Annotated in this window: 21 protein-coding genes, 2 pseudogenes and 1 riboswitch; of the genes and pseudogenes, 9 read left to right on the forward strand and 14 right to left on the reverse strand. The window is 63.2% G+C overall.

What is annotated here, in order from left to right; genetic code table 11:
• A pseudogene (locus EN943_RS21605) lies at window positions 1-742 on the forward strand (hypothetical protein); the annotation flags it as partial.
• 75 nt (window positions 743-817) lie between these two features.
• Here the strand turns inward: EN943_RS21605 and EN943_RS21610 are convergent.
• From EN943_RS21610 to EN943_RS21620, 3 genes are read right to left on the reverse strand one after another with little or no spacing between them, the layout of a single operon-like run.
• Window positions 818-1,054 carry a type II toxin-antitoxin system CcdA family antitoxin gene (locus EN943_RS21610; RefSeq protein ID WP_127414562.1) on the reverse strand — a complete coding sequence of 79 codons (237 nt, stop codon included), beginning with the start codon at window positions 1,052-1,054 and terminating at the stop codon, window positions 818-820.
• Window positions 1,055-1,113: 59 nt separating this feature from the next.
• The gene (locus EN943_RS21615) at window positions 1,114-2,934 is read right to left on the reverse strand and encodes an ABC-F family ATP-binding cassette domain-containing protein (RefSeq protein ID WP_127414563.1); all 1,821 of its coding nucleotides are present in this window, start codon (window positions 2,932-2,934) and stop codon (window positions 1,114-1,116) included.
• Between the two features lies 1 nt (window position 2,935).
• Window positions 2,936-3,595 (reverse strand): thiamine diphosphokinase, encoded by a 660-nt coding sequence (locus EN943_RS21620; RefSeq protein WP_127414564.1) that lies wholly within the window; start codon window positions 3,593-3,595, stop codon window positions 2,936-2,938.
• Window positions 3,596-3,680: 85 nt separating this feature from the next.
• Here EN943_RS21620 and EN943_RS21625 point away from each other — a divergent pair.
• A pseudogene (locus tag EN943_RS21625) lies at window positions 3,681-3,938 on the forward strand (IS6 family transposase); the annotation flags it as partial.
• Window positions 3,939-3,964: 26 nt separating this feature from the next.
• Here the strand turns inward: EN943_RS21625 and EN943_RS37695 are convergent.
• From EN943_RS37695 to EN943_RS21660, 8 genes are all read right to left on the reverse strand, one after another.
• Window positions 3,965-4,498 carry a hypothetical protein gene (locus tag EN943_RS37695; RefSeq protein ID WP_164778308.1) on the reverse strand — a complete coding sequence of 178 codons (534 nt, stop codon included), beginning with the start codon at window positions 4,496-4,498 and terminating at the stop codon, window positions 3,965-3,967.
• Window positions 4,491-4,949 carry a hypothetical protein gene (locus tag EN943_RS21630; protein ID WP_127414565.1) on the reverse strand — a complete coding sequence of 153 codons (459 nt, stop codon included), beginning with the start codon at window positions 4,947-4,949 and terminating at the stop codon, window positions 4,491-4,493. Before EN943_RS21630 ends, EN943_RS37695 begins: the two co-directional genes overlap by 8 nt.
• 10 nt (window positions 4,950-4,959) lie before the next feature.
• Window positions 4,960-6,933 carry a VWD domain-containing protein gene (locus EN943_RS21635; RefSeq protein ID WP_127414566.1) on the reverse strand — a complete coding sequence of 658 codons (1,974 nt, stop codon included), beginning with the start codon at window positions 6,931-6,933 and terminating at the stop codon, window positions 4,960-4,962.
• Between the two features lie 40 nt (window positions 6,934-6,973).
• Window positions 6,974-7,540, reverse strand: coding sequence for a hypothetical protein (locus tag EN943_RS21640; RefSeq protein WP_127414567.1), 567 nt, complete (start codon window positions 7,538-7,540; stop codon window positions 6,974-6,976).
• Window positions 7,540-7,956 carry a hypothetical protein gene (locus EN943_RS21645; protein WP_127414568.1) on the reverse strand — a complete coding sequence of 139 codons (417 nt, stop codon included), beginning with the start codon at window positions 7,954-7,956 and terminating at the stop codon, window positions 7,540-7,542. Before EN943_RS21645 ends, EN943_RS21640 begins: the two co-directional genes overlap by 1 nt.
• A 194-nt stretch (window positions 7,957-8,150) precedes the next feature.
• Complete coding sequence (locus EN943_RS21650; protein WP_127414569.1) at window positions 8,151-8,864, reverse strand: hypothetical protein; 714 nt, start codon at window positions 8,862-8,864, stop codon at window positions 8,151-8,153.
• A gap of 94 nt (window positions 8,865-8,958) precedes the next feature.
• A complete protein-coding gene (locus tag EN943_RS21655; protein WP_127414570.1) occupies window positions 8,959-9,291 on the reverse strand; it encodes a hypothetical protein in 333 nt (110 codons plus the stop codon).
• Window positions 9,288-9,701 carry a hypothetical protein gene (locus tag EN943_RS21660; protein ID WP_127414571.1) on the reverse strand — a complete coding sequence of 138 codons (414 nt, stop codon included), beginning with the start codon at window positions 9,699-9,701 and terminating at the stop codon, window positions 9,288-9,290. The genes EN943_RS21655 and EN943_RS21660 overlap by 4 nt, the downstream gene beginning before the upstream one ends.
• Window positions 9,702-9,867: 166 nt before the next feature.
• Window positions 9,868-9,982: riboswitch (TPP riboswitch) on the forward strand.
• A 39-nt stretch (window positions 9,983-10,021) separates the two neighbouring features.
• On the opposite strand from EN943_RS21660, the gene thiB reads away from it, so the two are divergent.
• The 4 genes from thiB (at window position 10,022) to EN943_RS21685 (ending at window position 15,303) form a co-directional block, all read left to right on the forward strand.
• Entirely contained in the window at window positions 10,022-11,020 is a 999-nt protein-coding gene (gene thiB, locus EN943_RS21665) for a thiamine ABC transporter substrate binding subunit (RefSeq protein WP_127414572.1), read from the forward strand.
• A gap of 231 nt (window positions 11,021-11,251) precedes the next feature.
• On the forward strand, window positions 11,252-12,868 hold the full coding sequence (gene thiP / locus EN943_RS21675; protein WP_127414573.1) for a thiamine/thiamine pyrophosphate ABC transporter permease: 1,617 nt from the start codon (window positions 11,252-11,254) through the stop codon (window positions 12,866-12,868).
• Window positions 12,861-13,661, forward strand: coding sequence for a thiamine ABC transporter ATP-binding protein (thiQ, locus tag EN943_RS21680; RefSeq protein WP_127414574.1), 801 nt, complete (start codon window positions 12,861-12,863; stop codon window positions 13,659-13,661). The genes thiP and thiQ overlap by 8 nt, the downstream gene beginning before the upstream one ends.
• A gap of 172 nt (window positions 13,662-13,833) precedes the next feature.
• Entirely contained in the window at window positions 13,834-15,303 is a 1,470-nt protein-coding gene (locus tag EN943_RS21685; protein ID WP_127414580.1) for a M48 family metalloprotease, read from the forward strand.
• Between the two features lie 24 nt (window positions 15,304-15,327).
• Here the strand turns inward: EN943_RS21685 and EN943_RS21690 are convergent, their stop codons facing one another.
• Window positions 15,328-16,191, reverse strand: coding sequence for an RNA polymerase factor sigma-32 (locus EN943_RS21690; RefSeq protein ID WP_027037165.1), 864 nt, complete (start codon window positions 16,189-16,191; stop codon window positions 15,328-15,330).
• 323 nt (window positions 16,192-16,514) lie between these two features.
• Between EN943_RS21690 and EN943_RS21695 the strand changes: the two genes are divergently transcribed.
• The 3 genes from EN943_RS21695 (at window position 16,515) to EN943_RS21705 (ending at window position 18,874) form a co-directional block, all read left to right on the forward strand.
• Window positions 16,515-17,288 (forward strand): amino acid ABC transporter substrate-binding protein, encoded by a 774-nt coding sequence (locus tag EN943_RS21695; RefSeq protein WP_127414575.1) that lies wholly within the window; start codon window positions 16,515-16,517, stop codon window positions 17,286-17,288.
• Between the two features lie 138 nt (window positions 17,289-17,426).
• Window positions 17,427-18,107, forward strand: a complete 681-nt coding sequence (locus EN943_RS21700) for an amino acid ABC transporter permease (RefSeq protein ID WP_127414576.1) — start codon at window positions 17,427-17,429, stop codon at window positions 18,105-18,107.
• Window positions 18,104-18,874 carry an amino acid ABC transporter ATP-binding protein gene (locus EN943_RS21705; RefSeq protein ID WP_127414577.1) on the forward strand — a complete coding sequence of 257 codons (771 nt, stop codon included), beginning with the start codon at window positions 18,104-18,106 and terminating at the stop codon, window positions 18,872-18,874. Before EN943_RS21700 ends, EN943_RS21705 begins: the two co-directional genes overlap by 4 nt.
• A 179-nt stretch (window positions 18,875-19,053) precedes the next feature.
• Here the strand turns inward: EN943_RS21705 and EN943_RS21710 are convergent, their stop codons facing one another.
• Both EN943_RS21710 and EN943_RS21715 read right to left on the reverse strand, forming a co-directional pair.
• The gene (locus EN943_RS21710) at window positions 19,054-19,671 is read right to left on the reverse strand and encodes a LysE family translocator (protein ID WP_127414578.1); all 618 of its coding nucleotides are present in this window, start codon (window positions 19,669-19,671) and stop codon (window positions 19,054-19,056) included.
• A 145-nt stretch (window positions 19,672-19,816) separates the two neighbouring features.
• On the reverse strand, window positions 19,817-20,067 hold a 251-nt coding region (locus tag EN943_RS21715), incomplete at its 5' end, for a LuxR C-terminal-related transcriptional regulator (protein ID WP_206522790.1).

Genomic DNA, 20,067 nt, shown 5'->3' on the forward strand with positions numbered 1-20,067 from the left:
GGCGATTTCCGCACCATCCGCCGGCACGCCTGCCGCGACTACGCCTCCGGCGACAGATGCCGCCCCCACAGCGCCGCCCGCCAACGGAGCTGCCCCGGCAGCGCCGGCCGATGCTGCCGGCACGCCGCCAGCACCGGCAGGTGCCGCGCCGCCCGCCCCGGCGGCTGCGCCTGCTGAAGCCGCTCTGCCTGTCGGCCAGAAGGCGATCTTCTACGAGGAGCGTACCAGCACCGCGCAGGGCTCCGCCGAGCCCGGCAACATCGTCTGGTCGCTGGTGCAGGAATCGCCCGGCGGCGACCTGCCGCCGGAGCCGGCGATCCGCGCCGAGGCGACCATTCCCGGCAAGGACATCCAGTTGCGCATGACCATCCGCCGCAACACCGACCAGACGCTGCCGGCCAGCCATATCATCGAGATGATCTTCCTGACGCCCGATGGCTTCGAGGGCGGCGGTGTCGACAACATCCTGCGCGTCGCCATGAAGAGTTCGGAACAGGATGCCGGCAGCCCGCTAATCGGCATTCCGGCCAAGATCGCCGACGGCTTCTTCCTTGTCGCGCTCAACGACACCAAGGCCGACGAAGACGCCAACATGACCCTGCTGCGCGGCCAGGACTGGATCGACGTACCGGTCGTCTACAAGACCGGACGGCGGGCACTGCTGACCATGGAAAAGGGCATTCCCGGTGAGAAGGTGTTCGACGAGGCGATCAAGGCCTGGCAGGCGAAGACGGCTGGCTGAGAAAGCCCATTTCGCCGAGCTGTTGGGGCCTCTCAGAAGCTTTTCAGAGCGCTGGCAAGGGATCGTGGCGCCGCATCAGAACAGCCGATATTTGGCCAATGGGAGCCCGTTGCGTCTGACATAGTCATTCCAGCCCGCAATGGCTTCATTGTTTTCTTCTTGCCATCGACGCGTTTTTTCGGCCGCAATCGCTTTCATAGTACCTTCCTCGGCGGCGCCGGAGATATCGATATTCAGCGTCTTGGCCTCTTCGATCAGCTGTGAACTGATCGATATGCTGATCGACTTTCGCTGAGGTTTCGGCTTGAGCATGGAGTCCGCCTTCTTCTATGCGCCCGATATAATATACGCATAAAACCTGAGCGCCACCACTACCCCTCCATCTCTTCGCGCAGCATCTCCAGTTCCAGCCACTCTTCCTCGAACGCAGCCAGTGTGGCGCGTTCCTTGTCGAGGGCGGCGATGGTTTTCTGGAAGGAGGCAGGGTCGCGCTCGTAGTAGGCGGGATCGGCGATGTTGTTCTCAAGCCTGGAGATCGACGCCATCACAGCTTCGATTTTCTTGGGTAGCGATTCCAGCGCGAACTTCTGCTTGAACGACAGTTTCTTCGCCGGCCCCTTTGGCGTGGCCGTATCGTTCTTGGTCGTGGCCACCGCTTCGCCGGCCTCGGCCTTCGCGCGCGCCTTGCGGTCGTCCAGTCTGGTGCCGCCGCGCTGCGCCAGCATGTCGGAGTAGCCGCCGGCATATTCGATCCAGCGGCCTTCACCATCCGGCGCGATCAGGCTGGTCACGGTGCGGTCGAGGAAATCGCGGTCGTGGCTGACCAGGATGACGGTGCCGGCGAAACCGGCGACCAGTTCCTGCAGCAGTTCCAGCGTCTCCATGTCGAGATCGTTGGTCGGCTCATCGAGCACCAGAAGGTTTGCGGGCCGCGCCAGCACGCGCGCCAGCAAGAGCCGCGCCCGCTCGCCGCCGGATAGTTCGCGCACCGGCGTGCGCGCCTGCTCCGGCTTGAACAGGAAATCCTTCATGTAGGAGACGACGTGACGCTGCTCCCCATTGATGACGAGGTTCTCGCCGCGCCCGTCGGTGAGATACTGCGCCAGCGTCTCCTGCGGGTCGACCGCCTCGCGCTTCTGGTCGAGCGTTGCGATCTCCAGATTGGTGCCGAGCCGCACCGAACCGGCGTCCGGCTTCATCTCGCCGGTCAGCATCTTCAAGAGCGTGGTCTTGCCGGCGCCGTTCGGCCCGACCAGGCCGACGCGATCGCCACGCTGGATGCGGGTCGAAAACCCCTTGACCACGGTGAGATCGCCAAAGCTCTTCTCGATGTTTTTGGCCTCGATCACCAGCTTGCCGGACTCGTTGGCGTCGCTCGCCACCATGGTCGCCGACCCTTCGGCACCGCGATGGCCGCGAAAACGCTGGCGCATGGTCTGCAATTCGCCGAGACGGCGCATGTTGCGCTTGCGCCGCGCGGTCACGCCGTAGCGCAGCCAATGCTCTTCGCGAACGATCTGGCGGCCGAGCTTGTGCTGCTCGCGCTCTTCTTCTTCGAGCACAAGGTCGCGCCATTCCTCGAAATGGCCAAAACCCTTGTCCAGCCTGCGGGTCTGGCCGCGATCGAGCCAGATCGTGGCGCGCGACACGCGCTCGAGGAAGCGGCGGTCGTGCGAGATGACGATCAGTGCCGAGGAGGTGCGGATGAGTTCTTCTTCCAGCCATTCGATGACCGAGAGGTCGAGATGGTTGGTCGGCTCATCGAGCAGCAGGATATCGGGCTCCGGCGCCATGACGCGGGCAAGGGCAGCGCGCCTCGCCTCGCCGCCCGACAGGTCGTTCGGACGTTCCTCACCCGACAGTCCGAGATGCTCCATCAGATAGCTGGCGCGGTAGGGATCGTCGGCGGGGCCAAGCCCGGCCTCGACATAGGCGCCGACAGTGGCAAAACCTTCCATGTCGGGCATCTGCGGCAGATAGCGGACGGTCGCCGAAGGCTGGCGGAACACCTCGCCGTCCTGCGGCTCGATCAGGCCGGCGGCGATCTTCAGCAGGGTCGACTTGCCGGATCCGTTGCGGCCGACCAATGCGATCTTGTCGCCGGCCGAAGCCGTTAAGGCGGCGCCATCGAGCAGCGGCGTGCCGCCGAAGGTCAGTTTTATCCCGTCGAGGTTGAGAAGGGGCGGGGCCATGTCAGCTTTCAGGTAAGGGATAGGGATGAGCGAGCAGCATCGCGCGGCCATGGCCGAGCGCGATTTCGAGGCGGCCTCCGGTCTTGTCGGACTTGACCTCGTTGGAAATGGTCAGCGACGAACCGAATGCCACCTTGACGTGCGCGAGCGGCCATTTGGCGCCGGTCACAGTCAGGCCGGAGAGTTCGGAAAAGCCGAGCACCGAAAACAGCGTGCCGTCGGCATAGTCGAAGCCAGCCGTTCCGTGCAGCAAGGGAACGCCTTCCTGAGCGCCGCTGGTCAAAAGCACGTCCGTTCCCGCCTCCGCCAGCCGCAGGGCAAGCGCCAGATGCAGAAAAGCGTGGTCGGCGCGCCTGCCGCCAAAGGCGCCGGCGAGCACCAGGCGGGTCGCGCCGCGTTCCAGTGCGGCGGTGATGGCCAGTTCGCCATCGGTCTGGTCCTTTTCCGCCGGGAAGGTCCTGCGGGGCACGGAAGCGAGATCGTCCGGCAGATTGGCCGGCACGGAATCGAAATCACCCACCCACAGCTCCGGCACGAGGCCCAGCAGCCGCGCATGGCCTATGCCGGCGTCGGCGGCGATGACGCGGGAGCCTTCGACCTGACGGTCGAGCCGTGGCGTGCGGATGACATCGCCGCCAAGCAGGATGGTGAATGTGCTCATATCGTGTGGCCCTTACCAGCCCGGCACGGGAAACGGAAGGCGGCAAACGGCTCCGTCGCAAACGCTTCGGTGAGTGTGGTCAGGTATGGAAGGGATACGAGGAGCCTGCCGTGTTCAAGATCGCCATTTCGATCGGTCGGTAATCCTGGTGTGCGTCCGCTGGTACCTGGCCCACAATCTCAGCCTACGCGATTTGGAGGAGATGATGGCCGAACGCGGCCTGAGCGTCGACCACTCCACCGTGTATCGCTGGGCCGTCCACTTCGCGCCGAAACTTCTGAGGCATTTCAACAAGCGCAAGCATTCAGTGACGAGCAAGTGGCATATTGACGAGACATATATCGGCAGCAGGCCATCCTGCCCGAACCCCTATTCGTTGGCCAGTGCCTTCAGTCTATCGAAATCGAAACGTTCGATCGCCGCCAGGCAGCCCGCCGGCTGCGCCTTCAGGCAAAAGGCTCCGACATGCAAGCGAGGTGCGACGAAGGTGTCGATCATCATGTGGTCTTCGCCTGTGCGGGTCATGAGACCCGGCAGACCCTTGACGGTCACGCTCTTTTGAGTGTCGTTTTCGATCTGCGCTTTCAGATAGTCTGCTCCATAATCCTGATACATCTTCCCGCCAGGAATCCCGAGATCCGTGATCTCCAACTCCACCTCGAAGAAATTGGTGCCGCCCCGCACATCGCGAAACCGCGCTGACGACTTGCCGATCTGGCCAATCGGCGGCGTCGAGGCTTCATATTCCGGCGGAGAACGCTCATAGCCCTCCCAGGCCTCCGGAAACGCGGCCTTCATGTGTTCGGGATCGATGCCGGCGGGCTTGTCCTGCGCAAAGCAGGCGAAGCTCACGATGGACAGGCCGGCGGCAAGGGCCGGAAAGAGCAGCCGTAGTCTATTCATCTATCCCGCTTTCAATGACGAGGTGCGAATTGCTGGAGCTGGTCGAGTACCGGGTCACGCTGCAGCTTCCCGGCGCGCGGACGGGAGCGGCACCGGAAAGTTCTATGACGATGTTCGGGCCTTCGTCGCGGATCGTGCCGGACACGGTGTATGGAGCCGACTTGCACCCCTTGCTGAACACAGCGGCCTTGCCTTCGATCTTGCCGTCCTCCCAGGTGCCTGCGGTTAGTGCGCCGGTAAACAATCGCGTACCCTTCGTCACGGCAAGGCCGGATCGCGGCCTTGCGTAATGGATGGTAAGCGCCGTGCCACTAGTCCTGACCGACATGACCGAGCCGCCATGATGGAACTTCAATCCGTCAGGGCTTTCGGCTTCTGCCGGCGTCATGGCGAACATGATCGTCAGACAGGCAACCGCGACTTGGGGAGGGGATGGGTAGCGCCGTGCCATTGAACCCCGCTTACTGGTTGAGAAAGATGTTGAGATTGCTTTCGCCGTTGCCGACGATCTTGAGGTAATAGGCGCCTGCTGCAAGATCGGCGCTGTCATGCCTTGAGAAATAGGAATCGGAATTCGACCTGGTGAGCGGAATGACGGTCTTCTTGTCCTTATCGAACACGCAGTAGCCCGGCTTGCCGGCCTCATATCCTCCGGCGACGACGTCGTCGGCTCGCGTCTGGATGGTGATGCCCCGACTTGTCTTCAGCATGTAGATCCTGCTTGTACCGCTGGTTGGCGTCACCGACAGGCTGTCGCCCTCGAGCGGTTCCGCAGCCGCAATGTCATCCCCGGCGGAGGCGCAGTCGCCCTCGACCTGAGTTTGAGCCGTAGGTGCGGCGGCGTTGCCGGCGTCCTGATCTTTCAGTGTTGCGGCCCGTCTCTCCGCGTCCAGTGCGGATTTGGCAAAATCCTCGTTGCCGGTCGCCGCGACGTCGAACAGGCAGGCCTCGCGCGTAAAACCGCCGGTGAGGGCGGCACAGGCCGCGTCGGCCAGATCCCGATACGTCAGCTTGGAAAGCTCATACGGGAAGTTCCTGTCGGTAAACGTCTCGGTGGACTGGGCTTCGTCATAGGAAAACAGCGACTCCTCGTCGGTGACACGCCAGGAATCGACGAAGGACTTGACCGCACTGTCATCGGACGGCTTGGCGACCACGCCGTCCCGACCGGTCAGGTCGTTGTCCGGGTTTCGGTCATCGCGCCCAAGCAGGCCCTGTCGTGCTGCATCGGACGCGCGCCATTGCATCGAAAAATTCAGGTAGCCATCATGCCGGCTGACCCACAGCGTCGACAGATCCGGCCAGACCAGCACTGCATGGAGTAGTTTCCCGTTTTCGCGCCAGACACCGATCGCGCCGCCGTCGGGCAGGTCGTACTGCGTCGGCGACCCGTCCGATGCGGGTGCGCCGTCGACAAGCACCGACCCGTCGAGCAGGATCTGGACAATCGCCCCGCCGGCTCGTGCCGCCAGACCGGTGACGGCGCTGACAGATCTGCTGTCCCTGTAAGGTTGGAACCTCACCTGCAAGTCCTGGCTTGGGATGCCGTGTGCCAGCGTGAATTCGCCAACAGCCTGGGTCGAAAAGCTCGTGCCGTCGAATGTCTGGAAATGGGGTTCGCCGATGCCATTGCTGGCGCCTCTACCGGCAGGCGGCGGGGGAGGATCGAGCTCGATTGTCCTTTCGCCGCCCGGGGAAATCCGCTCGATGCTGCCATCGTCGTGGTGGTATATGATCTTGCCGCCATCCGGCTCCGCCACTTCAATGTTCCCGTTGGGAAGCCAGGCGGTCGAGCCGCCATCCGGATCGATCGACATCGAGGTCTTTCCGCCACCGTTGTTTGCTTCCGTATAGCCGCTTAGCGAGCCATCCGGCCCTGGGGGATCCAAATGCGTGTGGCCGTCCTTGTCCCAGCTATCGAACGAACCATCGCCATTCCAGACATTGGTGCTCCCGGAATCGCCCCGGGACTTTCCGCCACCGGGGGAGGCGCCGTAGCTGGAGCCGGAACCGCCCGATTGCGGTGGGTGCTGGATATCGTGCCAGCCCGGCCCGGCTGTGCCGAGGCGAACCGGCCCCCGCGCCAGGATGATCGGACGGGTTTCGGCAACGGTCAAAACAGACAGTGAGGCCAGCAACAGCCTGGAAGGACGCTGATACTGCGCTTTCCTCGTCGTGTTGGGCAATGCGTTGCCGTCCGGCCCGAGAGGGACCGTTACCGGCCAGTTCAGCGGATCGTTCATATCCCGCTCGATTGCCGTCGGAGCTGCGGGCAAAGCCGGTTTGGGCGTGGCCGGAGCCGTGGATGAAGCAACAGGCGGGGCAGCCGGCATCGGCCCGGCCGCGTCCGGCGCGACGTTCAGGGCTGTGAAGGCATAGACCGAAACGCCGATCAGAAGGAGGACGACAGTCGCCGTCAAGGCTCTCGATTTCATGTGTTCGCCCGGTCACTATGTCGGCACATACAGCGCCGCCTCACTGCTCGTTTCCGCAAAGAATGTAGCCAAACGCGTCGCACTTGCCGTCCGTGCACTGCTTGCCATCGAACAGGGTGATGGTGGGAGCTATGTTCTCGCCCTGCTCGAATTCGAGCGCCCGGGCGAAGCCTTTGGTCGAGCAAAACCTGTCGGCTGCCTTCTTTCCGCAGTCGGCCGACCATCGATAGCACCAGTCGACCCGTTTGCCCTTGAAAGTAGGCGCCTCGAAGCGTTTTGCGCCGGCGGTTTCGCAGGTAATCGACTCGAAAGCCGAGCAATTGTCACCACTGCAGGTCTTACCGTCTCCCATCAGGATCGTCGGTTCGCCGAGCGGGCCGTTCTTCTGTTCGAAATCGGTGGCGTTGCCGAAATGCTTCATGGCGCAGTAGCGGTCGGCCGGGAGTTTGCCGCAATCGGTCGACCATGTGTAACACCAGTCGATGAGCTGGCCCTTGTAGCGCGGCTCGCCGAAGGTCTGCGTCTCCGCTTGCGCCGGCAGTATCGCCACCATGAGCGCCAGGGCGGCGAGTCCCGTTCGCGCCACGCATGTCAGGCGTTCGAACATCAGTGCACCGTGATCTTGGATTTGCTGATGAAGAAGCCATGCCCGTCGGAGGACGTGCAGGTCAGGCCGATCTTGGCCGACAGGCAGGTAAAAGGATCTTCGGACCAGCTGTCCCCATATTCCAGCTTTTGTTCCAGCGAACAGCAGCCTTGCTCGCCGGGATTCTCGGTCTTCACCGCCTTGCCCTTGTGGTCGAGAAATACCGCAACATAGGCAGGTTCGACCCGGTCGCATTGCAGCTCAGGCCCGCCCGTCATCGGCTGATAGGTCGATGTGCCGCCTTTGGGGATAAAGTGGCAGCCGATATTGCCGCTGGGCGTGACGAACATGATGTCGCCATCCTTGCCCTTGTCCAGCTCCTGTTCGGCTGCTCGGGCTGTGGCAAGGCAACCCAGTGCCACGGCCAGTCCGAGCATGGTTTTTCGCCACGCGAATTGATGAATCATCGTTTTTCATTCACTCTGACACGTTGGGCAGGATGCACAAATCACGCCGCAGAATCGAATGCGCGCGCGGTTTTGACCAGTCCTCATATGATGACGGTCCGCGATTAAGGCGCAGTCCGGAGCGGGCAAGAGCTTCCGGCACCCACGAGGCCCGCCGGCCGTATTCAGCGCTGGATGAGCGGCCCGATATCCTTGAGCAGGATGACAAGCTGGCTCTGCTGCCGCGCGCCCGTCTTGGCGAATATGCGTGCGAGATATGTCCGGGCTGAACTCACTGTGATGCCGGCAGCGAAAGCTGCCTGGTTAAGGGACTTGCCCGCTGCGATCGACGAGGCAAGCCTTGCCTCGGAAGGACTGAGGTCGAAAAGCGAACACAAGGTTTTCTCCAGACCCTCCGTCGGCTTGCCGCCCAGCTCTCGGATCATGATGGTGGCGCATTGGCTGGCGCGAAGTCCAAATCTTTGGCTGGCCGCGAGCGGAGCGACGGAAACGAGCAGGCCGGACTCGCCAGGTAGCCGTCCGGGCAGCAGCATCATCCCGCCCATCGCTGGCACGTTTCCCATCGGCGTCGAGCAGGCATCCACGACCATCTCCGCCAATCTGTGCGCATGCAGGGGCTCCCGCACGCAAACCTTTCCGCGCGACAGGCCGATCCGCCCATTGCTGCGGCTCAACAGGGTTTCCGCACATTCGTTGATATCGAGCGACCGCAATTCGGGATCGACGACAAGCATGCCTAACGACATGCTGGCCTGAACCGACTTGGTCAGGACAGTTTGCTGCAGGGCTTCCCCGATCTGGCCTGCCCGCGCGATGTGAGGGGTCATCTTCTGCAGCAACTCAAGCTCCCGGCGCTGGAATTCGCCGAATTTTGCCATACGCGAGACATCCAAGGTCCCAGAGCGTGCTGCCGGAAATAGCGAGATTGCTGATAACCGCTTCGTCCATCTGCCTTGGCTTCAGCCAATCGTGCTAGAAATCGCAATTGCGGAAATGATCCTCATTGAGGATATCGCGACGGCGATAGACTTGGCCGGCAGGCCATTTGTCCATGCCGACGATAAGCGTGCTTTCCGTTGTCGCCTGAAAGGCAAATGTTTCCAGCTCAGGGTCGGGAGACGACCCCACGCTGTCTTTGACGCGTGTCGCGCCCGGCCGGGCTTCGAAGCAGCAGATACAACTGCGGGACGAGCCGAAAAATTCTCCAATAGCCCGCAACACGCCCGGCCAGAGATCCGGATCGTAGGCGGCTTCATATACGAGGCCGATTGTCGCCGCGACAGATTCGGTCGATAGTTTCGTCATTCCGCTTCCTTACTCGCCAACCGCGGAGCGTATGAAGGTCCTGCCGGATCGAGGAAGGCGGCGCTTTGGGACAGCGTCTTGCCGAGCTGTTTGCACGCGAAGTTGTCGCATGGACCTGCCACGCGCTTCTCCGTCACGTAACCAGTGACGGCGCGGCCCATGTTCCCCGTGCCGCGCCATAATTCGTGGCAGCCGTTGACGAAATCCTCAAGGCGATTCGCGGGAAGAGCGCGGATCAGGCGAGCATGGTTGATTTGCATGTTGTTGCCCCGGGCCAGTTCCTCGAACATGCCGTCACATGGCAAGTAAGGCAATGATAAGTGACGCTTATTGCCGCCAATGATCACCGCCGCCATCACGTCGAGTCCCATGCCGGTCGGTGTGGCTCCAGTTCCGGCGCCGATCCGCAACAGGCCTTTCCTTGTCCACCGCGAGTTGGATGGCTCTGTCGCAAACGCTTCGGCAAGCGTGGTCGGGCGTGGAAGCCGCCCGGCATCTGATCTGAGGTGGATCCGGGCAAACTCCCACTGGGCAAACTCCCGCTTGCATGGCGGATCGGCCCGGCCTATGTGTCGAAACGCTCTAACGGGGTGCCGGACGCGATCTTCGCGGACCGGCTGAGAGGCAGTCTCGCCAACCCGCTGAACCTGATCCGGTTTGTACCGGCGGAGGGATTAGACGTTTCGGACAGTCCGACGCCTCAATTCCAATTCGAACGAAGGAGGCGCCGATGCGCACGCTTTTATACGCTCTTGTTTCAGCAACGGTCGTGGCCTTGTCCGGGCCGGCCTTGGCCAAGGACAAGCTCACCGTCTACACCTATGAGAGTTTCACCGCCGACTGGGGTCCGGGTCCCGTTGTGAAGAAGGCGTTCGAGGCCGAATGCGGCTGCGACGTCGAGTTCGTCTCGGTTGCCGATGGCGTCGCGCTGCTCAACCGGGTCAGATTGGAAGGCGCATCGACCAAGGCCGATATCGTGCTTGGCCTCGACACCAATCTCACCGCCGATGCCAAGGCGTCAGGCTTGTTCGCGCCGCATGGCGCGGTGACGAATGTCAATGTGCCGGGCGGCTGGAGCGACGACACGTTTGTCCCCTTCGACTACGGATATTTCGCCGTCGTCTATGACACGCAGAAGATGAAGACGCCGCCGAAGAGCCTGAAGGAGTTGGTCGAAGGCAGTGCCGACGACAAGATCGTCATCCAGGATCCGCGCACCTCGACGCCGGGCCTTGGCCTGCTTCTGTGGGTCAAGTCGGTCTATGGCGACAAGGCGCCGGAAGCCTGGGCCAAGCTCAAGGGGAAGGTGCTGACCGTGACGCCGGGCTGGAGCGAGGCCTATGGGCTGTTCACCAAGGGCGAGGCGCCGATGGTGCTGTCCTACACGACGTCGCCGGCATACCACATGGTCGCCGAGAACACCGAGCGCTACCAGGCGGCCTCCTTCGAGGAGGGCGAGTATCTGCAGATCGAGGTGGCGGGTATCACCACGACGGGAGCCAAGAATCCGCTGGCGGCCAAGTTCATGACCTTCATGACCGGGCCGAAATTCCAGGATGCCATTCCCGAGACAAACTGGATGTTCCCGGCAGGCAAGACCGACAAGCCGCTCAATCCGGCCTTCGACAAACTGGTCAAGCCAACCAAGACCTTGCTGTTCAGCCCGCAAGAGGTCGCCGCGAACCGCAAGGCCTGGGTGGATGAATGGCTGGCGGTGATGAGCAAATAAGTTTGCTATCGAAGATGAGTGCTCTACGGCGCCCCCCTCTGTCCTGCCGGACATCTCCCCCACTTGGGGGGAGATTGGCAGCCTTGGCGCCTCGCTCATTCCTGCAACGTCGGCGATTGGCGAAAGCCGGCGCGACAATCAATCTCCCCCCTCGTGGGGCAGATGTCCGGCAGGACAGAGGGGGGCGCGAAGGAACGCGACGCTCGCCAAAGGCCTTTTGGGTGGTCGAGCGTGCAACGCGCTGACCCCCGCATCACCGCTGGCATAGCCGCGCTCGCAGCGATCACATTGCTGATCGGCGGCGCGTTTGCTGGCCTGCTTTTCGAGGGCGCCCAAGATTTCTCGGGCGCCTGGGCAGCCTTCGATCCCTATCTGCTTCGCGTCATTCGCTTCACGCTCTGGCAAGCGGCACTGTCGACGCTGCTTTCGGTCATCCCGGCGCTGTTCGTGGCGCGCGCTCTGTCGCGGCATCCACGTTTCTTCGGCCGTGCCTTCATCCTGCAGATCTTCGCCGTACCGTTGGCGCTGCCGGCCATCGTCGCAGCGCTCGGCATTCTGGCGCTTTATGGCCGTGCCGGCTATTTCGCCGGCGTGCTTGCCGTTATCGGCGGCGGAAGCTGGCCGGGCATCTATGGCCTGTCCGGCATCCTCGTCGCCCATGTCTTCTTCAACCTGCCGCTGGCGACGCGGCTGTTCCTCGAGGCGCTGCAGACCATACCGGCCGACCAATGGCGGCTGGCGAGCCAGCTCGGCATGGCGGCGCGTCCGGCGTTCCGGCTGATCGAATGGCCAACGCTGCGCGCCGCACTGCCCGGCGTCGCCGGGCTTGTGTTCATGCTCTGCATCACATCCTTCACGATCGTGCTGACGCTCGGCGGCGGGCCAGCCGCGACGACGCTGGAGGTCGGCATCTACCAGGCACTGCGCTTCGATTTCGATCCCGCGCGGGCGGTGACGCTGACGCTGCTGCAGATCGCCCTGACCTTTATCTTTGTGCTGGCCCTGACGCGGCTAGGCGCCAATGTGGTCGGCGACACCAATTTGCCGGTCGCGCAACGCCGTTATCTCTCGGTCAATCGGAGCGAGACCTGGTTGAACGCGCTAACCATCGTCCTGGCGCTGCTGTTCGTTGTTGGGCCGATGGCGGCAACCGTGATGGCCGGATTGGGTGCGGATCTCGGTCGCCTGGCCAGCGAGGCCACTGTCCGGCAGGCAACGCTGACCAGCGCGGCACTTGCCTTCCTGTCGGCGCTGCTTTCGGTGATGCTGTCGCTGGCGTTGACCATGGCGCGGCGGGCCCTGGCGCTGAACCGCCGTGCCGGCGCAAAGACACTGCTCGAACACGCCGCCGATACAGGCGCCGGTTTTGTCCTGGTCGTGCCGCCGATCGTCGTCGGCGCCGGCTGGTTCCTGTTGTTGCGCCATGTCGGCGATGTCTTCGCGATCGCCCCGGTCATGGTCGTCACCGTCAACGCGGTGATGGCGATGCCGTTTGCCCTGCGCGCCGTGCGTCCCGCCTATGATGCGGCGAGCGGGCGTCACGAACGGCTCTGTGCACAGCTCGGCATTGCGGGCTGGAACCGGCTGATGCTGGTCGACTGGCCGTCGCTGCGGCGGCCGCTCGCCACGGCTTTCGCTTTCGCCATGGCGCTGTCGCTCGGCGATCTCGGCGTCATTGCCTTGTTCGGCAGTGATTCCGTGCAGACATTGCCCTATCTTCTTCTGGCGCGGATGGGCAGCTACCGCACCGAGGACGCCGCCGGCCTGGCGCTGCTGCTCGGCCTCGTCTGTCTCGCGTTGATCGTGACGGCGTACTGGCTGGGAAGGGCGGAGGTCCGCGATGCGTGAGAGGGCGGCCAACAGGCTCGAGAAGGGCGCGCCGGTGCGGCTGGACAAGGTGTCGTTCAGTTATGGCAGTCATGGCAGCTATAGCGAGGCGCCGCTTGTCTTCGATGTCGAGTTTGCCGCGGCGACGATCACCGCCATTATGGGGCCGAGCGGTTCGGGCAAGTCGACGCTGCTCAATCTGGTCGCCGGCTTCGAGACCCCACGGTCGGGCCGCGTGCTGATCGGCGATGTCGATGTCAGCGCCGATCCGGCCTCGGCGCGGCCGGTGTCGATGGTGTTCCAGGAAAACAATCTCTTTGCGCATCTTTCCGTCGAGCAGAATGTCGGGCTCGGGCGCTCGCCATCCCTGCGGCTGACCGAGGCGGACCGCGCCGCGGTCGCCGAGGCGCTTGCGCGCACCGGCCTTGCGGGCAAGGAGAAACGCCTGCCGCGCGAGCTCTCCGGCGGCGAACGCCAGCGCGTCGCACTGGCCCGCGTGCTGGTGCGCGACCGACCGGTGTTGCTGCTCGACGAGCCCTTCGCTTCGCTCGGACCGGCTTTGCGCGACGAGATGCTGGATCTGGTCGCCGCCGTTCATGCCGAACGCGCCATGACAATGCTGTTCGTTACCCACCAGCCAGACGATGCACGCCGCATCGGCGAGCATATGGTGTTTGTCGACAATGGGTTGGTCGCCGCGACCGGCAAGGCTGATGATTTCTTTACCGGGGCTGGTCCGGAGGCGTTCCGGCGCTATATCGGCGCGGGTGCCGGACATCCCACATCACGCGATGTTGCCCGGAAGCGGACATAATTTACGGTCAAACCGGCTCCAGGCGATGTGGCGTTTGCTTGCCATGACCGGGGGAGTGTGGCTAGGTCCGCCCTACCGGCCCGGCACAGGCCGTGATTTGCCTGCAGTAGTTTGAGATATGCACGTGACCTGAAAGGAAGCCGTTCTGGCGATCGGCGCTAACACATTGGGAATGAAACCGCTGGCGCGCTTCCTCGCGCTGGCCGGCTTTGCCGTGGCGTTGGCAAGCTGCCAGATGTTCACGCCGCCGGAAGTTCAGGAATCCGGCTTCCAGCCTTCCGACAAGCCGATCACCGTCGACAATGTCGGCGCCAACAGCAAGCTTGCCGAAATGGCCAAGGCGCAGCATCCGCGCATCTTGGCGACCTATGGCGGCGAATATTCCGATCCCAGGCTCGAGCGCATGGTCGCCAAGGTGGTCGGTAGTTTGACGGTGGTGTCCGCCAACCCGACACAGACCTATCGCATCACCATTTTGAATTCGCCCAACGTCAACGCCTTCGCGCTGCCGGGCGGCTATCTCTACATCACGCGCGGCCTCCTGGCGCTGGCCAATGATTCGGCCGAGCTTGCCGCTGTCATCGCGCATGAGATGGGCCACGTCACCGCCAATCACGGCTTGCAGCGCCAGCAGCTCGAGGCAGAGGAAGGCTTGGCGACCAAGGTGGTTTCCGATGTGCTCGGCGACAGCCCGACCGCCAAGGCAGCTTTGATCCGCGGCAAGCTGAGGCTCGCGCAATTCTCGCGCAACCAGGAGCTGGAAGCCGACGCCATCGGCATCAAGTCGATCGGCGAAGCCGGCTACGATCCTTTCGCCGCCGGCCGCTTCCTGCAGTCGATGTCGGCCTATACCGATTTCCGCTCGATCAGCGGCGCCACCGATGCAAGCCTCGACTTCCTGGCCACGCACCCCAACACGCCGCAGCGCATCGATCTGGCGCAGCGCCATGCCCGCCAGTTCGGCGCGCCGGGCGTCGGCACGCGCGACCGCGATTCCTTCCTCGCCGGCATAGACGGCCTGCTCTATGGCGACACGCCGGAAGAAGGCTATGTGCGCGGCGAAACCTTCCTGCATCCGGGCCTTGGCGTGTCGTTCACGGTACCGGATGGCTTCATCATCGACAATTCTGCGGCAGCGGTGACGGCCACCGGCCCCGGCGACATAGCGATCCGTTTCGATGGCGTTTCCATCGACAAGAACCGGGCGCTGACGGACTATATCCGCAGCGGCTGGGTGGCTGGTCTCGTCGACAGCAGCGTCAAGCAGGAAACGATCAACGGCAATGAGGCGGCGACCGCGCATGCCGGCGCCGAAGGCTGGCAGTTCGACATTGCGGTGATCCGCGCCGGCGGCCAGGTCTACCGGCTGCTGACCGCGGCCCCTTCCGCCAGTACGTCGCTGGACACGATCGCCCGCTCGGTCAGCGGCTCGTTCCGGATCCTGAGTGCTGCCGAAAAGGCGGCGCTGAAGCCGCTGCACATCCGCGTCGTCACCGTCCAGCCTGGGCAGACGATGGGTTCGCTTTCGGCGCAGATGGTCGGCGTCGACCGCAAGCTCGACCTGTTCCGCGTCCTCAACGCGCTGTCGCCTGGTGCCGCGGTTTCGGCCGGCGACAAGGTCAAGATCGTCACGGACAAGTAGGCGCCTCTGGACGCCCGCCGCCGTTCAGGCGGCAGTCGCCATGAACTCCGGATTCTGCTTCACCAACGCGACCTTCAGCTTTTCCATGGCGCGGGCCTCGATCTGGCGGACGCGTTCCTTGGAGATGCCGAGGGTTTCGCCGAGCGCTTCGAGTGTCGCGCCCTCGTCATTCAGGCGGCGCTCCTCGATGATCCTCAGCTCCCGTGCATTGAGCGCGCGAAGCGCTTCCCTCAGCCAGAGCGAGCGGCGCGCGACATCGATCTTGTCGCCGACGATCTCGTCGGGCAGCGGATCGTCCGAGACCAGGAAATCCATGCGCTCCGTCGAACCCGCATCGTCGGCAATCGGCATGTTGAGCGAGGAGTCGGGTGCCGAGAGCCGCGAATCCATCATCGCCACATCGGCTTCCGAGACACCAAGCGCCTCCGACACCTCGCGATAGAGCGCGGCGTTGGAGAGCGGCTCCGCGCCGTTCGCCAGCCGCGCGCGCAGACGCCGCAGGTTGAAGAACAACGCCTTCTGCGCCGAGCTGGTGCCGCCACGCACGATCGACCAGTTGCGCAGGATGTAATCCTGCATCGAGGCCCGGATCCACCACGTCGCATAGGTCGAGAACCGCACCTCGCGCTCCGGCTCGAAGCGGGCGGCGGCCTCAAGCAGTCCGACATGACCCTCCTGGACCAGATCGCCGAGCGGCAGGCCGTAATGGCGGAATTTGGAGGCCATGGAAATGACCAGTCGCATATGGGCGACGGTGATGCTGTGCAGCGCGTTCTGGTCGTTGTCCTCTTTCCAGAGCAATGCAAGCCGATGCTCTTCGTCACGCTCGAGGTAGGGAGCCTTCATTGCCGCGCGGACCATGATCCGTCCTGCCGTGTCTTCCATCATGAGGCGCTCCCTGGGTGGTGCGGATGACTTTGCAAACTTGGCTGGCGCCCGGGTTGAAATGGCGGCGTCGTGCCCTAGAACAGCCAGAACTGCCATGCGCGGGAAAGGTTCCGCGACCGTGGCGGCGGGATTGTGTTGCCTGAAGGATTGCCAGGACAGCTCGCCATGGCTGCGATGACGAGTAGATGTTGTCATTTAGAGAATCTGGTTTCATAAACCGGCTGTTTTTGAAATTCTGTTCCTTATTTTTTCGGCTTGCATCTGTCAGTTTCCAGCGCTCACAAATATGCCGGTCAGCCGGCCAAGGACGGGATCACAGAAAAATGAAATGGCTCAAGTCGCTCATCATCGCCGGAACGCTGCAGGCCCTGGCTGTCACCGCAGGCCATGCCGGTGCCAATCTCGACCAGATCAAGCAGGCCGGGGTCATCAAGGTCGGCACGGAAGGCACTTATGCGCCCTTCACCTATCATGACACGTCGGGCGCACTGGTCGGCTTCGACGTCGAAATCGCCAAGGCGATCGCCGACAAGCTCGGCGTCAAGGCCGAATTCCTCGAAGGCAAATGGGACGGGCTGATCGCCGGCCTCGACGCCAATCGCTATGACGCCGTCATCAACGAAGTCGGCATCACCGACGCCCGCAAGGCAAAGTACGATTTCTCCGATCCCTACATCGCCTCCAAGGCGGTGCTGATCGTGCGCGGCGACAATGCCGACATCAAGAGCTTCGCCGATCTCAAGGGCAAGAAGTCGGCGCAGTCGCTGACCTCGAATTTCGGCAAGCTGGCCGAAACGAACGGCGCCGAGCTGGTCGGGACCGATGGTTTCGACCAGTCGATCCAGCTGCTTCTGACCGGCCGCGCCGATGCCACGATCAATGACAGCCTGTCGTTCCTCGATTTCAAGAAGCACAAGCCCGACGCCAATGTGAAGATCGCCGCGCAAGAGGAAAACGCCGACTATTCCGGTGTCATCGTGCGCAAGGGCGATCCGGAGCTAGTCGCGGCGATCAACAAGGCGCTGGCCGACATCAAGGCCGACGGCACCTATAAGAAGATCTCCGACACCTATTTCGGCCAGGACGTTTCGAAGTAATCCATGAGGCGGGCCGCTCCGCGGCCCATGAGACACATCGAGCGGCGAGCCGTCTTTGACGGGTCGCCGCTTTTGTCGTGATATGGCAGACGCATTCTCGCCTTGACCAAGCTGCTTCGACCAATCTGGAGGTCTTACGTGCCGCACTGGCTGCAACTGATGCTGGAGTCGCTGCCTTCGCTGTTGTGGGCGGCGCTGATCTTCACCGTGCCGCTGACGCTGTTGTCCTTCGCCCTGGGGCTGGCCGTTGGGTTGGGTGCGGCGCTTGCCCGGCTGTTCGGCCCCAAGCCGCTGGTCGCGCTGGTGCGCTTCTATGTCTGGATCTTCCGCGGCACGCCGCTTTTGGTGCAGCTGTTCCTTATCTTCTACGGCCTGCCGTCGGTCGGTATCTTGCTCGACGCCTTCACGGCGGCGTTGATCGGCTTCACGCTCAACATCGGCGCCTACACGTCGGAAATCATCCGCGCGGCAATAGGCTCGGTGCCGAAAGGCCAGTGGGAAGCCGCCTATTCGATCGGCATGACCTGGGGCCAGGCGATGTGGCGCACCATCCTGCCGCAGGCCGGCCGGGTGGCGGTGCCGCCGCTTTCCAACACCTTCATCTCATTGGTCAAGGACACCTCGCTGGCCGCCGCCATCACCGTGCCGGAGATGTTCCAGGCGGCGCAGCGCATCGTCGCCACCACCTATGAGCCGCTGATCCTCTATGTCGAGGCAGCGATCCTCTATCTGGCGCTGAGTTCGGTGCTGTCGGCCTTGCAGACGCGGCTGGAAACCCGGCTCAACCGCTATGGCGGCTTCCTGGAGGCACGCTCATGATCGGCCTCAGCAACATCGAAAAGCGCTTCGGCGACAATCTCGTGTTGAAGGGCGTGACGGTCACCATTGCCGAAGGCAGCGTCACGGCGCTGGTCGGCCCGTCGGGCGGGGGGAAGAGCACCCTGCTGCGCTGCATCAACCTCCTGGAGATCCCGACCTCGGGCACGGTGCGCATCGGCGACGAGACGCTCGAATTCCATCCCGGCGGCAGGGTTCCGGCCAGGGATATCCAGCGCCTGCGGCTGCAGACCGGCATGGTGTTCCAGAACTTCCAGTTGTTTCCGCATCGCACCGCGATCGAGAATGTCATGGAAGGCCTGGTGACGGTGCTGAAATGGGCGCCTGAGAGGGCACGCGAGCGGGCGCTGGCTCTGCTGGAGAAGGTCGGGATGGCGCACAAGGCGGACGCCTGGCCGGCGACGCTGTCGGGCGGCCAGCAGCAGCGCGTGGCGATCGCCCGCGCTTTGGCGCCGTCGCCGAAAGTGCTGCTCTGCGACGAGCCGACCTCGGCGCTCGACCCGGAACTGGCGCAAGAGGTGGTCGACGTGCTTGGCAAGCTCGCCAGCGAAGGCACGACCATGGTGATGGCGACGCATGATCTGCGCCTCGCCTCCAAGATCGCCCAGGAAGTGATGTTCCTCGACGCCGGTGTCGTCGTCGAGAAGGGACCGGCGGCGGTGCTGTTCAACAATCCGGAGCAGCAACGGACGAAGCGGTTCATTGCGACGCTGAAGCAGGAGGCTGAGAAGGAAGGCGGCAGCGCGTAGGCGCGGCCAGGGTATGTAGAATTCGGCCGATGGCCCCAAAAGGCGCGCCGGTTTCCGGAATATCTTGCCGGATGCGCGAGCAGGCCGTCAGCCGCCCTCCGGCATATTGGCCCTTGCCGCCAGCAGCCGCTGAAATTTCACCGTCGGATCTCCCCTGAAACCGCTTTTCATTCGCAGGTTCAGATATGATGGCTGACGAGCGCCACGCCAAGTCCGATGAGGATCGAACCGCATGTCTTGGGAATCACCCATCCAGCGCCGCCGCCAGTGAACCGGCCAACGGCGAGCGAGGCGATGCCGACCGCCGCCAGGTCGGCCATCGAGAAGATGAGATTGACGATGATGCCGAGGATGAGGAATTGCAACCCGACGGCAATGGCGGCTGACGGATCCACGAACTGTGGCAGGAAGGTCAGGAAGAACAGTGCCGTCTTGGGATTGAGGATCTCGACGACCATGCTGTCGCGAAATGTGTTCGGGGCCGGCCTGGCACCATCCTCGCCCATCCGGTTCCAGCCCAGGAACATGGCAAGGCCCAGCGAAATGAGATATGCGGCGCCCGCCAATCGGATCATCGAGAAAGCGACCGGCGCGTGTTCCATCAGTGCGGCGAGCCCGACCGCCGCGGCCAGGATGTGCACGTAACAACCGAGATGAACACCCAGTGCCGCCATCAATCCCGCCTGACGGCCATGGGCCAGCGTCTGTGCGGTCATGTAGAGAATCGCCGGCCCTGGCATGCAGGCAAAGGCGAGCGTTGCGAGGGCGAACGGAATCCAGAGATCCAGTGATGGCATGACGGCTCCTCCCATGTGATCAAGCCGTGGGAGGAGTAGGCCGGGGGGCAGGCCGAAAACATACAAGCGGATGCCGTATTTGGATGATGATCGGGTTTGGCTAATCTGCCGATGGTTAAGGGGACGTTGCAGAGCGGCTGCGATATCAGCCGGTGGGCAATCCCAGACGAACCGCGTAGGCGGTCAGTTCGGCGGTGTTGTGGAGACTGAGCTTGCCCATCAGATTTTCGCGATGTTTGCGTGCGGTCGGCAGGCTGATGCCCAGTCGTTCGGCGATATCGCGTGTGATCATGCCTTGCGCCACCAGTTGAAGGATCTGCCGTTCGCGTCGCGTCAGCGGCACCGGGGACAGGATTTCCTGCGCGGCTATCGGCTCGCTGCCCCTGCCCATATCGC

The organism is Mesorhizobium sp. M7A.F.Ca.US.006.01.1.1, from assembly GCF_003997935.1.
Lineage (GTDB): Bacteria > Pseudomonadota > Alphaproteobacteria > Rhizobiales > Rhizobiaceae > Mesorhizobium.

Bases quoted from the DNA above. Each gene is read 5' to 3' on its own strand.
- EN943_RS21710 (WP_127414578.1), bottom strand. From the start codon at position 19,671: ATGCCATCACTGGATCTCTGGATTCCGTTCGCCCTCGCAACGCTCGCC.
- thiB (WP_127414572.1), top strand. From the start codon at position 10,022: ATGCGCACGCTTTTATACGCTCTTGTTTCAGCAACGGTCGTGGCCTTG.
- EN943_RS21630 (WP_127414565.1), bottom strand. From the start codon at position 4,949: ATGGCACGGCGCTACCCATCCCCTCCCCAAGTCGCGGTTGCCTGTCTG.
- EN943_RS21640 (WP_127414567.1), bottom strand. From the start codon at position 7,540: ATGTTCGAACGCCTGACATGCGTGGCGCGAACGGGACTCGCCGCCCTG.
- EN943_RS21690 (WP_027037165.1), bottom strand. From the start codon at position 16,191: ATGATGGAAGACACGGCAGGACGGATCATGGTCCGCGCGGCAATGAAG.
- EN943_RS21645 (WP_127414568.1), bottom strand. From the start codon at position 7,956: ATGCTCGGACTGGCCGTGGCACTGGGTTGCCTTGCCACAGCCCGAGCA.
- EN943_RS37695 (WP_164778308.1), bottom strand. From the start codon at position 4,498: ATGAATAGACTACGGCTGCTCTTTCCGGCCCTTGCCGCCGGCCTGTCC.
- thiQ (WP_127414574.1), top strand. From the start codon at position 12,861: ATGCGTGAGAGGGCGGCCAACAGGCTCGAGAAGGGCGCGCCGGTGCGG.
- EN943_RS21620 (WP_127414564.1), bottom strand. From the start codon at position 3,595: ATGAGCACATTCACCATCCTGCTTGGCGGCGATGTCATCCGCACGCCA.
- EN943_RS21615 (WP_127414563.1), bottom strand. From the start codon at position 2,934: ATGGCCCCGCCCCTTCTCAACCTCGACGGGATAAAACTGACCTTCGGC.
- EN943_RS21610 (WP_127414562.1), bottom strand. From the start codon at position 1,054: ATGCTCAAGCCGAAACCTCAGCGAAAGTCGATCAGCATATCGATCAGT.
- EN943_RS21650 (WP_127414569.1), bottom strand. From the start codon at position 8,864: ATGGCAAAATTCGGCGAATTCCAGCGCCGGGAGCTTGAGTTGCTGCAG.
- EN943_RS21685 (WP_127414580.1), top strand. From the start codon at position 13,834: ATGAAACCGCTGGCGCGCTTCCTCGCGCTGGCCGGCTTTGCCGTGGCG.
- EN943_RS21655 (WP_127414570.1), bottom strand. From the start codon at position 9,291: ATGACGAAACTATCGACCGAATCTGTCGCGGCGACAATCGGCCTCGTA.
- EN943_RS21635 (WP_127414566.1), bottom strand. From the start codon at position 6,933: ATGAAATCGAGAGCCTTGACGGCGACTGTCGTCCTCCTTCTGATCGGC.
- EN943_RS21705 (WP_127414577.1), top strand. From the start codon at position 18,104: ATGATCGGCCTCAGCAACATCGAAAAGCGCTTCGGCGACAATCTCGTG.
- EN943_RS21695 (WP_127414575.1), top strand. From the start codon at position 16,515: ATGAAATGGCTCAAGTCGCTCATCATCGCCGGAACGCTGCAGGCCCTG.